Annotated in this window: 7 protein-coding genes; 1 reads left to right on the top strand and 6 read right to left on the bottom strand. The window is 71.9% G+C overall.

Annotation, left to right across the window (positions count from 1 at the left end; genetic code table 11):
* Positions 1–277 precede the first annotated feature (277 nt).
* The gene (locus tag L3K22_RS14310) at positions 278–3952 is read right to left on the bottom strand and encodes an efflux RND transporter permease subunit (protein WP_263311977.1); all 3675 of its coding nucleotides are present in this window, start codon (positions 3950–3952) and stop codon (positions 278–280) included.
* A 168-nt stretch (positions 3953–4120) separates the two neighbouring features.
* On the opposite strand from L3K22_RS14310, the gene L3K22_RS14305 reads away from it, so the two are divergent.
* Positions 4121–5596 (top strand): MATE family efflux transporter, encoded by a 1476-nt coding sequence (locus L3K22_RS14305; protein ID WP_263311976.1) that lies wholly within the window; start codon positions 4121–4123, stop codon positions 5594–5596.
* A gap of 167 nt (positions 5597–5763) precedes the next feature.
* Here the strand turns inward: L3K22_RS14305 and L3K22_RS14300 are convergent, their stop codons facing one another.
* The 5 genes from L3K22_RS14300 to rfbA all read right to left on the bottom strand — a co-directional run bounded on the left by L3K22_RS14300 (position 5764) and on the right by rfbA (position 11343).
* Positions 5764–6981: a glycine C-acetyltransferase gene (locus L3K22_RS14300; protein ID WP_263311975.1), complete on the bottom strand. Its 1218-nt coding sequence runs from the start codon at positions 6979–6981 to the stop codon at positions 5764–5766.
* 221 nt (positions 6982–7202) lie between these two features.
* Positions 7203–8270: an L-threonine 3-dehydrogenase gene (gene tdh, locus L3K22_RS14295; protein ID WP_263311974.1), complete on the bottom strand. Its 1068-nt coding sequence runs from the start codon at positions 8268–8270 to the stop codon at positions 7203–7205.
* 239 nt (positions 8271–8509) lie between these two features.
* Entirely contained in the window at positions 8510–9376 is an 867-nt protein-coding gene (locus tag L3K22_RS14290) for a PHP domain-containing protein (protein ID WP_263311973.1), read from the bottom strand.
* 45 nt (positions 9377–9421) lie between these two features.
* Entirely contained in the window at positions 9422–10423 is a 1002-nt protein-coding gene (gene rfbB / locus L3K22_RS14285; protein ID WP_263311972.1) for a dTDP-glucose 4,6-dehydratase, read from the bottom strand.
* The gene (gene rfbA, locus L3K22_RS14280; RefSeq protein ID WP_263311971.1) at positions 10420–11343 is read right to left on the bottom strand and encodes a glucose-1-phosphate thymidylyltransferase RfbA; all 924 of its coding nucleotides are present in this window, start codon (positions 11341–11343) and stop codon (positions 10420–10422) included. The genes rfbB and rfbA overlap by 4 nt, the downstream gene beginning before the upstream one ends.
* Positions 11344–11406 lie beyond the last annotated feature (63 nt).

The raw sequence follows: 11406 nt of genomic DNA, 5'->3' as shown, positions 1-11406 counted from the left end.
GTCGCAATCCTGCGCCTACCGCTCATCGCTCCTCCAGATCATCACCACCGATGCAGTGATCATCTGAAACCGCCATAACGGCATAGAGGCACGCCATGCGCCATCACCTGACCATTCCCGGTCCGACGAGGCCGGCGGGGAGGGACAGGCGCGGAGCAGGCTGGGGCGGGCCGGACAGGGCGGAACGAGACGGGGCGGGCAGGCCGTGAGACGCCGGGACCCAGGAGGGGCCGGGCGACGCGCGGTCGCCCGGCCCCTCCAAGGTCCGCCCCGTGGATCAGTCGCGGCCCAGGCGCCGCTTCACGATCCCCACGATCCCGCCGCGCTCCTTCATCGACCGGCCCTTCCGGCCCTGACCGTCGGCCCCGGAGCCGGAGCTGCCGCGCAGGTCAGGACGCCGCTGGGCGAGGTCCCGCTGCTGGTCGGTGAGCGACGCACGACGGCCGGGTGCCGAGGATGCGCCGCGCCCGGATCGGATGCCAGCGCCCGTCGAGCCCGGGTCGATGCCGGCGCCCGTCACGCCACCGTTCCCGGCGGCCCCGCCGGAGGTCGCCCCGTCGGCCGTCGCGGCGCCGGCCCCGGTCGCACCGGCGCTCGTCCCGGCCGTGCCGACGGCCTGGCTCCCGGCGAGGTGGTCGACCGGGGCATCGCCCTCGGCCTCGCGCCGCTCGGCCTCCGGCCGGCGGGAGCGGCCGCTGCGGCGCTCCGCGGTGCGGGCCTCCTCCTTCAACCGGCGCCGCTCGCCCGGGCCCTCCGCCATCCGGTACAGCACCGGCACGATCACGAGGGTGAGCAGGGTGGAGGAGATCAGACCGCCGATGACCACCACGGCCAGCGGCTGGGCGATGAACCCGCCGTTGCCGGTGATCCCCAGCGCCATCGGGACGAGCGCGAAGATCGTCGCCGCCGCGGTCATCAGGATCGGGCGCAGACGCTTGGAGGCGCCGAGGTGCAGCGCCTCGTCCAGAGCCATCCCGTGGCGTCGGTACTGGTTGACCAGGTCGATCAGCACGATCGCGTTGGTGACCACGATGCCCACCAGCATCAGCAGGCCGATCATCGAGGGCAGCCCCAGCGGCACGCGGGTGATGACCAGCAAGCCCAGCGAGCCGATCGCCGCGAAGGGGATCGAGACCAGCAGGATCAGCGGCTGGATCAGCGACTTGAAGATCCACACCAGCAGCACGTACACCAGCAGGATCGCGGCGACCATGGCGATGCCGAGCTGTCCGAAGGTCTCGTCGATGTCCGCAGCGGTGCCGCCCACGGTCGCCTCGACGCCCTCGGGCAGGTCCGCCGCGGCGATCGCGTCGTTCGCGGCGCGAGTCGCGATGCCCACGTCCTCACCGGCCGGCGTCACCGAGACGGTCACCGTCTCGAGCCCGTCCTGGGTCGAGATGGAGGGGCGGGAGAGCTCCTCGTCGACCGAGGCGACGTCCGTCAGCGGGATCGAGGCCATCAGCTCGAGATCCTGCAGCTGCGCGAAGGTGTCCACGCTCTCGCCGCCCTCGACGTAGATGTCCAGCTCGTCGTCCTCGAGGGTGATCGTGCCGATCGCCCCGGGGAACATCTGCTGGGCGACCAGGCCGACCACGGCCTCCTCGGTCAGCCCCATCCGCGCCGCGGCCTCACGGTCCACGGTCACCACGGCCGTCGGCTGGTCGCCCTCGAGGTCCGTGGCGACCTCGGAGACGCCGTCCGGCACCGGGTCGAGCTCGGCCAGGATCGCGTCGTTCGCGGCCTGACGGTCCTCCGCGGTGGGGCCGGTGATCATGATGTCCACCGAGTTCGAGCCGGTGGGCGAGGCGACGTCGGCCGCTTCGACCTCGCCGGGCTCGGGCAGGGCCTCCAGCGCCGCGACCATCTCGTCGCTCAGCGCCTCCTGGTCCGCGTCGGCATCGGTGGTGATGGAGAAGCTGACCTCGTTCTCGCCGCCGCCGCCCATGCCGAACTGGCCGCCGCCGATGGTGGTCTGCACGGTCTCGACCCCGTCGATCTCCAGCAGCGCGTCCTCGGACTCGGCCGCCTTGTCGGAGGCCTGCTGGAGGTTGGTGCCGGCCGGGAGGGTCTGGGTGATCGAGGCGATGTTCTGCCCCGTGTCGCCCAGGAAGCTGACGTTGACCAGCGGGATCAGCAGCACGCTGCCGATCAGCACGATCACCGCGCCGCCGAGGGTGAGCAGGCGGCGGGGCAGCGTGTCCAGCGTCGCCCGCAGCACGGGGGCGTAGAGGCGGTGCAGCCAGGTGCGCTCCTCCTTCGCCTCGGCGTCCTCGCGGATCGCGGCGACCTGCGCCGCGTCGTCGGGGTCGATGTCCTCGTGGCCCTTCGGGGGCTTCAGGAACCAGTACGCGAGCACCGGCACGATCGTCAGCGCCACCAGCAGCGAGGACAGCATCGCGATGCCGACGGTGAGGGCGAAGGGCCGGAACAGCTCCCCGGCCATGCCCGAGACCACGGCGATCGGCAGGAACACCACGACGGTGGCGAGGGTGGAGGCGGTGATCGCGCCGGCGACCTCGCCCACCGCGTCGAGGATCGCGCGGCGCTTGGTCTTGCCGTAGGCGAGGTGGCGCATGATGTTCTCGATCACCACGATCGAGTCGTCCACCACGCGGCCGATGGAGATCGTCAGCGCCGCGAGGGTCAGCATGTTCAGCGTGTACCCGGTGACATACATGCCGATGAACGCGATCAGCAGCGAGGTCGGGATCGAGATCGCGGTGACCACGGTGGGCCGCACCCGGCGCAGGAACAGCAGGATCACGCCGACGGCGAAGAGCAGGCCCAGCAGGCCCTCCTCGGCCAGCGCCAGGATCGAGTCCTGGATGAAGGGAGCCTGGTCGAAGACGACGTCGGCCTGGGCGTCGCCGCCGACGCCGGCGAGAGTGTCGTCCAGGACGCTCTCGACGTCCCCGGAGATGTCCACGACGTTGCCGTCGACGGTCGCGGTGACCATGACGACCAGGGACTCACGGCCGTTGGTGCGCGAGACGGAGGTGGGGTCCTCGGTGGTCTGCTCGACGGTGGCGACCTCGCCGAGGGTGACCGGCTCGGCGGGCTGCTGCGGGTCGGTGCCGGGCTGGGTCTGCTGCCCGTCGGCGCCCTGCGCGCCCTGCTGGTCGGCGCCCTGCTGGCCGCCCGCGGCCTGTCCGTCGGCGCCCTGCTGGCCGGCGCCCTGCGCGTCGTCGCCGCCGGAGCCGGAGGCGTCGTCGGACGGCATCAGCACGATCCCCTCGAGGCTCTCGAGGCTGTCGATGCTCTGCCCGAGCACGACGTCCAGCGTGCGGTCCCCGTCGGTGACGGAGCCACCGGGCAGGGACAGGCCGCTGGCGTCCAGGGCGGTGGAGATGTCGTCGTCGGTCAGGCCGTTCTCGGCGAGCGCGGCCTCGTCCGGGGTGATGCGCACGATCTGCTCGGGCGCGCCGATCACCGCGACGGAGGAGACCCCGCCGATGCGCTCGAGCTCGGGGGTCACCGAGGCGTCCAGGCGCGAAGCGAGATCGGAGGGGTCGAGGTCCGAGGAGACCGACAGCACCACGGCGGGCAGGTCGCTGGTGCCGCCAGAGATGACCTGCGGGTCCGCGTCCGAGGGGAGCTGCTCCTCGATGCGGCTCAGCGCCGCGTCGACCTGGTTCGACGAGCGGGCCACGTCGGTGCCGTAGGTGAGCTCGACGGTGACCATCGACAGCCCCGCCTGGGAGGTCGAGGAGGTGGCCTCGACGTTCTCCAGCCCCTGCAGCGACTGCTCGACGGGGCTCGTGATCCGGTCCCTGACCTGCTCGGACGAGGAACCGGGGGCGGTGGTCATCACCTGGATCTGCGGCAGGGAGACCGAGGGGATCAGCTCCTGGCGCATCGTGGTCATGATGAACGCGCCGATGATCGACACGGCGATGCACACCAGGGCGATGAAGGACCTGTTGTTCAGGCTCAGGCGGGCGAGGCGATTCATCCTGCTCCTCGGGAAGGCGGTCCGACGGGGTGGGTCCCCGCGTGGGGCGGGGCATGGGCCCCGTCGCCGCGCCGGGGGCGCAGGGCGGAGAGCTCCGCAGGAACTGTCTCATGTGCACCTGTGACCCCGGCACCGACGATGGTCGGGTGCTCGTCGCACAATGGTGGGGTGCCCACCCCTTCCCCTTCTCCCGACGAGCCCGACGAGCTGAGGGACGGCGGACCCTCCGGGCCGACGGCCGGAGACCGCGAGGAGCGGACGGGCGGCGACCGTGAGGAGCCGACGGCCGAGCCGCGGGAAGCGCCGATCGCCGAGCCGCGCGAGGAGCGGGCGCGGCGCACCGTCGACCGCGACATCCTGCGCTTGGCGATCCCGAGCCTCGGCGCGCTCGTGGCCGAGCCGCTGTTCGTCCTCGCCGACTCCGCGTTCATCGCCCGCGTCTCGACCACGTCGCTCGCGGGCCTGGGCCTCGCCTCGACCGTGCTCACCACCGTCGTCGGGCTGGCGATCTTCCTCGCTTACTCCACCACCGCCACGGTCGCCCGCTCCTTCGGCGCCGGCCGACGCCGCGAGGCGATCTCGCGCGGGATCGACGCCTGCTGGCTCGCGCTGCTCGTCGGCGCCGCCGCGGCGCTCGTGCTGGTGGTGGCCGGGGAGCCGCTGCTGGCCCTGTTCGGCCCCTCCCCCGAGGTGCTCGCCGAGGCGACGATCTACCTGCACATCAGCGCCCTCGGCCTGCCCGCCATGCTCGCTGTGCAGGCCGCGACGGGTCTGGTGCGCGGACTGCAGGACGCGACGCTGCCGCTGGTGGTCGCCGTCGGCGGCGCGATCGTGAACATCCCGCTGAACGCGCTGCTCATCTTCGGCGCCGGCCTCGGGATCGCCGGCTCCGCGATCGGCACCGTCATCGCCCAGTGGGGCATGGCGCTGGTGCTGCTGGCGGTGATCGTCCGTCGCGCCCGTCGCGAGGGGATCGGGCTGGGGCTGCAGCCGGCGAACCTCGTCGCCGTGGGCCGCGACGCCGTGCCGATGTTCGTGCGCACCCTGTCGCTGCGGGTGGTGGTGATCGCCTCGACGGTGGTCGCCACCGGGCTCGGGGACGTGCGGCTGGCCGCGCACCAGCTCACCACCACGGTGTTCACGGTGCTGTCCCTCGCGCTGGACTCCCTCGCGATCGCCGGCCAGGCCCTGACCGGGCGGTATCTCGGCGCCTCCGACCCGCGCACCGTCCACGCCGTGACACGGCGACTCATGGTGTGGGGCGTGGGCGGCGGCGCGGTCGTCGCGGTGCTGCTGCTGGCGGCCAGCTACGTGGTGCCCGAGCTGTTCACGCCCGATGTCGCTGTGCAGGAGAGCCTGCGCGCGGCGCTGTGGGTGCTGGTGATCACCCAGCCGATCGCCGGGTACGTGTTCGTGCTCGACGGGGTGCTGATGGGCGCCGGGGATGCGCCCTACCTGGCGAAGGTCGGCTCGCTCATCGCGGTGCTGGTCCTGCCCGGCGCGGTCGCGGTGGCGCTGTGGGCACCGGGCGGCCCGCTGGGGCTCGCGCTGCTGTGGCTGGCCTGCAACTTCTTCTTCATGGTGCTGCGCGCGATCAGCCTCGGCCTGCGCGTGCGGACCGACGAGTGGATGCGGCTCGGGTAACGAGACGCCACCCCATCCGGGCCGCGCATGATTCTGCGCTCCCTGCGTGACCTCAACGCCATATACGGGCTGAGGTCACGAAGGGAGCGCAGTTTCATTCGGCCCACCCGGCCGGACGTCCGCGGCCGAGCGCGAACCGTCGGCTCGGGGCCGCCGGCCTGCCGCCGTCAGCCGGCCTGCACGGCCTCACGGGCGGCGACGAAAGCGCGCACGGCCGCCTCGATGTCTTCCTCGGTGTGAGCGGCGGAGAGCTGCACGCGGATGCGCGCCTGCCCCTTCGGCACCACCGGGTAGGAGAACGCGGTGACGTAGACGCCCTGGTCGAGCATCGCGTCGGCGATCCGGGCGGCGAGCGCGGCGTCCCCGAACATGACCGGCACGATCGCGTGCTCGCCGTCCAGCAGCTCGAAGCCCTCCTCCCCCATCCGGGCGCGGAACAGCTCGGCGTTGCGGAACAGGGTCGCGCGCAGCTCGGCGCTGCCCTCGACGAGCTCGAGCGCGGTGAGCGTCGCGGCGGTGATCGAGGGGGCCAGCGAGTTGGAGAACAGGTACGGGCGGCCCTTCTGGCGCAGCATCGCGACGATCTCGCGCCTGCCGGAGACGTAGCCGCCGCTCGCACCGCCGAGCGCCTTGCCGAAGGTTCCGGTGTAGATGTCGATCTTGTCCGAGACGCCGAAGTGCTCGGGGGTGCCGGCGCCCGTCTCCCCCATGAAGCCGACCGCATGGGAGTCATCGACCATGACCAGCGCGCCGAACTCGTCGGCGAGGTCGCAGATGCCGGGCAGCGGGGCGAGGTAGCCGTCCATCGAGAACACGCCGTCGGTGACGATGACGGTGCGCCTCGCGCCCTTGCCGTCATGCAGCGCGGCGGCGGCCTCGAGCTGGGTGCGCAGGTCGTCGAGGTCGGCGTTGGCGTAGCGGAGGCGGGCGGCCTTGGACAGGCGGATCCCGTCGATGAGGGAGGCGTGGTTCAGGGCGTCGGAGATGATCGCGTCCTCCTTGCCGAACAGCGGCTCGAAGACGGCGCCGTTCGCGTCGAAGCAGGAGGAGAACAGGATCGTGTCCTCGGTGCCGAGGAAGGCGGACAGCGCCTGCTCGAGCTCGAGGTGGAGGTCCTGGGTGCCGCAGATGAAGCGCACCGAGGCCATGCCGAAGCCGCGCTCGTCGAGGGCGCGCTTGGCGGAGGCGACGAGCCGCTCGTCGTCGGCGAGTCCCAGGTAGTTGTTGGCGCAGAAGTTCAGCACTTCGGCGCCGTCGCGGCCGACGGGCCCGGCGGTGATGCGGCCGGACTGCGCGGTGGAGATGACGCGCTCGTGCTTGAAGGTGCCGGCCTGCTCGATCTCGTCGAGCTCGGCGGTCAGCTGGTCCTTGAGGTCGGTGTACATGGGTGTGGGTCCTTGGGGTCGGGAGCGGGGCTGGGGTGAGGTCGCGGGGTGGGGGTGGGGCGCACAATTCTGCGTCCTGTGCGTGACCTCAGCGGCGTATGGGAGTTGAGGTCACGCAGGGAGCGCCGAATTGTGCGACGGGGTGGGGGCGACGGAGACATGGGCCGGCGCCGGGGCTGCAGGGCCGGCGCCGGGGCTGCAGGGCCGGCGACCGGCCGAGGTCAGTCGCCGACGTCGCTCCAGTCCAGGAGGACCTTGCCGGCCTTCCCCTCGCGGGCGAGGGCGAAGCCGTCCTCCCAGTCCGCGGCGGGCAGCACGTGCGTGATGGTGCGCTCGATGGCGCTGCGCAGGGTGCGGGAGGTGGAGAGCATCGCGGACATCGCGTTCCAGGTCTCGTACATCTCGCGGCCGTAGATGCCCTGGAGGGTGAGCATGCGGGTGACGACCGCGGTCCAGTCGATCTCGAACTGCCGCGAGGGCAGGCCCAGCAGCGCGATCTTCCCCCCGTGGTTCATGTTCTCGATCATCTCCTGCAGAGCGCGGGCCTGGCCGGTGATCTCCAGGCCCACGTCGAAGCCCTCGCGCATGCCGAGCCGGCGCTGGGCATCGAGCACGCGGGTGGTGGAGACGTCCAGGACGACGTCCGCGCCGCAGTCCTCCGCCATCGCGAGGCGCTCCGGCGAGATGTCGGTGATCGTGATGTAGCGGGCGCCGGCGTGACGGGCGACGGCCGCGGCCATCTGCCCGATCGGGCCGGCGCCGGTGATCAGCACGTCTTCGCCCACCAGAGGGAACTTCAGGGCGGTGTGGACGGCGTTGCCGAGCGGGTCGAAGGCGGCGCCGAGCTCGGGGCTGATCAGCTCCTGACCGCCGTCGTGCTCGTGCACCCACACGTTCTCGTGCGGGACGGTGACGTACTCGGCGAAGGCGCCGTCGCGCTGCACGCCCACGGAGCGCACGCGGTTGCACATCTGGCGTCGGCCGGCGCGGCAGTTGCGGCAGGTCCCGCACACCACGTGGCCCTCGCCGGAGACGCGGTCGCCGATGCGCACGTCGTCGACCTCGGAGCCGACCTCGGCGATCTCGCCGTAGAACTCGTGGCCGGGGGTGAAGGGGACCGAGTCACACATCGCCTCAGCGGACGAGTCCCAGGCGAGGAGGTGCAGGTCGGTGCCGCAGATCCCGGTGCGCAGCACACGCACCTTCACATCCCAGGGCCCGCAGCCGGGCTCGTCGACCGTCGTCCACTCCAGGCCCGCGCCGGGCGCGACCTTGCGCAGTGCGCGCATCAGACCTCCTCGTCCTGCTCCGCGCGGGAGCTGTGCGTGGCGCGTCGAGCGAGCGGGACGGGGTGGGTTCCGCGCCGGGACGGCCGACGGTCCGGGGTGTGGACCGACGCGTCGAGGATACGGTGCACGCCAGGAGAGGGCGAAGCCGGCGACGGGCCGCCACGACGGGCCGCGGTCGCATCGAGGTCAGCGGCCCTCGACGCCATCACGGTCCCAGCGGCCCCGGAGGTGACCCAGGGTCAGCGCCGCCAGAGATCGCGCGGGTCGCGGCCGGGGCGGAAGCCGGCCCAGTCCGCCAGCGCCGTCGCCTCGGGGAAGTTCGCGGCGAGGGCTAGCGGGGTGTGGGAGTCGCTGCCGAAGCTGATCGCCTGCCCGCCCTCCTCGGCCCACCACTGCGGGATCCAGGGGCGCAGGCGGCGGGTGTTGATCTCGAGCGCGCGGCCGCTCTCGGCGATCGCCCGCATCGCGCCGCGCAGCTGCTCCTCGAAGCGCCGCGGGTCGAAGGGGCCCTCGACCTCCTCGGGCCAGTAGCGCACCGCATAGTCGAGATGGGTGACGACCTCGTGCGGCCCGTCGGCCGCGACCACCGCCGGGACCTCGGCGAGGTACCGGCGGATCACCTCGTCGGCCGGGAGGCGGCGGAACATCGTGTTCGGCTCGGCGCGCTGCCCCTCGAGCTCGAGGGTGTGGAGCGAGCCGATGATCCGGTCGAAGGCGGAGAGGTCCAGCTGCGCGCGGGCGGCCTCGGTGCGCAGCCCGGGCTGGCCGAACTCGAGGCCCGTCCCGATGGCGAGCTCCGGGAAGGTTGCGCGGCAGCGATCGATCTCCTCGAGATACCCCTCGACGTCGAAGCGCGGCACCGCGACGACGCCGTCCGGGCCCACGAGATGCTGTTCGTGGTCGGCGAAGTCCTCGGGGTCGGTCACCCAGGCGTCCTCGAGGTCGAGGTGCTCGGTGAAGAACAGCCCAGGCAGCCCGATCGCCGCGGCCCGCTCGCAGGTCGCGCGCATCGTGCCGCGCGCCGCGGAGGCGGGGCCGCCGGTGTCCCAGGAGAACTCGCTGTGGACGTGACTGTCGGCGGGAAGGCCGGCGGGGAGGGAGGTCATCGGGACAGGGTGGCACGGATCCGCGCCGTGCTCACCACCGCGCCGTCACTGTCCTGCGAGCTGGTACTTGGCCTCGGTGGCGGCCTTCTGCGGACGCCACCAGCCCTCGTTCTCCCGGTACCACTCGACGGTCGCGGCGAGGCCGGCCTCGAAGTCTCGGAAGCGCGGCTCCCAGCCGAGCTCCTCGCGCAGCGGACCCGCATCGATCGCGTACCGCAGGTCGTGGCCCGCACGATCGGTGACGTGGTCGTACTCGTCCGCGGGCCGCCCCATCAGCTGGAGGAGGATCTCGACGACCTCCTTGTTGCTCTGCTCCCCGTCGGCGCCGATGAGATAGGTGCGCCCGATCTCGCCGGCATCGAGGATCCGCAGCACGGCGCTGGAGTGGTCGTCGGCGTGGATCCAGTCGCGCACGTTCGTCCCCGCGCCGTAGAGGCGGGGCCGGATCCCGTCGAGGAGGTTGGTGATCTGGCGGGGGATGAACTTCTCGACGTGCTGACGCGGTCCGTAGTTGTTGCTGCAGTTCGAGAGCGTCGCCCGCACCCCGAAGGAGCGGACCCACGCACGCACCAGCAGGTCGCTGCCGGCCTTGCTCGCCGAGTAGGGGCTCGAGGGGCTGTACGGGGTGGTCTCGGTGAAGCGCTGCGGATCGTCCAGTGCGAGATCCCCGTAGACCTCGTCGGTCGAGATGTGATGAAAGCGCACGTCATGGCGGCGCACGGCCTCCAGCAGGGTGAAGGTGCCCAGGAGGTTCGTCCGGATGAACGGCGAGGGATCGCTCAGCGAGTTGTCGTTGTGCGACTCGGCCGCGAAGTGGACCACCGCATCGCTCTGCCGGACCAGGCCGTCCACCACCTCGGCGTCCGCCACGTCGCCGACGACGACGCGGCAGCGCTCGGAGGGCAGATCGGCGAGGGAGGAGCGGTGCCCCGCATAGGTGAACGCGTCGAGGACGGTGACCGTGTCATCGGTGCGTGCGAGCACGTGGTGGACGAAGGCGGAGCCGATGAACCCCGCGCCGCCCGTCACCAGGAGGCGGCGGGTCATGCCGTGGCCTTCAGCGCCGAGGCGGACGGGGTGAGCTGCACCGGCCTGTCCAGGATCTCCCGCTCGAGCGCGTCCAGCAGGTACTTGCCGTACCCGGACTTGACCAGCGGGAGCGCCCGCTCACGCAGCTCGTCGTCGCTGAGGTAGCCCATGCGCCAGGCGACCTCCTCGGGAGCGCCGATCGACAGGCCCTGTCGCTGCTGGACCGTGCGGATGAACTCCCCCGCGGCGGCGAGGTCGTCGAACGTGCCGGTGTCCAGCCAGGCGGTGCCTCGCGTGAGCACCTCGACGTGCAGCGAGCCGTCCTCGAGGTAGGTGCGGTTCAGATCGGTGATCTCGAGCTCGCCGCGGGCCGACGGGGTGAGGGCCCTGGCCCTCTCCACGACGGTGTCGTCGTAGAAGTAGAGCCCCGGCACGGCGAGGTTGGAGCGCGGATGCTCCGGCTTCTCCTCGAGAGAGACGGCCCGCCCGTTCTCGTCCATCTCCACGACGCCGTAGGCGCGGGGATCGCTGACCCAGTAGCCGAACACCGCGGCGCCGTCGAAGTCCTGATAGCGGCGCAGCTGGGCGCCCATGCCCTGCCCGTAGAACAGGTTGTCGCCGAGGACGAGCGCCGCGGGGCCGCCGTCGAGGAACTCCTCACCGAGGAGGAAGGCCTGGGCGAGCCCGTCCGGGGACGGCTGCACCGTGTACTCGAGGTGCACGCCGAACCGGTCGCCGTAGCCGAGCACGCGCTGGAAGGCCGCCTTGTCCTCCGGGGTCGTGATGATCAGGATGTCCCTGATCCCCGCCAGCATCAGCGTGCTGAGCGGGTAGTAGATCATCGGCTTGTCGTGCACAGGCATGAGCTGCTTCGACACCCCGATGGTCAGCGGGTGAAGGCGTGTCCCGGTTCCCCCGGCAAGGATGATCCCTCTCATGAGGTCAGTATGTCCGATTTGCCCGTAATTGGAAAGGGTGTGCGGGACCACGGAGTCCGCGGG

The organism is Brachybacterium atlanticum, from assembly GCF_025669985.1.
In the GTDB taxonomy this organism is placed as follows: Bacteria; Actinomycetota; Actinomycetes; order Actinomycetales; family Dermabacteraceae; genus Brachybacterium; species Brachybacterium conglomeratum.
This window is presented reverse-complemented; position numbering and strand designations above follow the sequence as displayed.

Excerpts from the sequence above, each read along its gene's own strand:
- L3K22_RS14310 (WP_263311977.1), bottom strand. The coding sequence starts at position 3,952 with ATGAATCGCCTCGCCCGCCTGAGCCTGAACAACAGGTCCTTCATCGCC.
- L3K22_RS14300 (WP_263311975.1), bottom strand. The coding sequence starts at position 6,981 with ATGTACACCGACCTCAAGGACCAGCTGACCGCCGAGCTCGACGAGATC.
- tdh (WP_263311974.1), bottom strand. The coding sequence starts at position 8,270 with ATGCGCGCACTGCGCAAGGTCGCGCCCGGCGCGGGCCTGGAGTGGACG.
- L3K22_RS14290 (WP_263311973.1), bottom strand. The coding sequence starts at position 9,376 with ATGACCTCCCTCCCCGCCGGCCTTCCCGCCGACAGTCACGTCCACAGC.
- rfbB (WP_263311972.1), bottom strand. The coding sequence starts at position 10,423 with ATGACCCGCCGCCTCCTGGTGACGGGCGGCGCGGGGTTCATCGGCTCC.
- rfbA (WP_263311971.1), bottom strand. The coding sequence starts at position 11,343 with ATGAGAGGGATCATCCTTGCCGGGGGAACCGGGACACGCCTTCACCCG.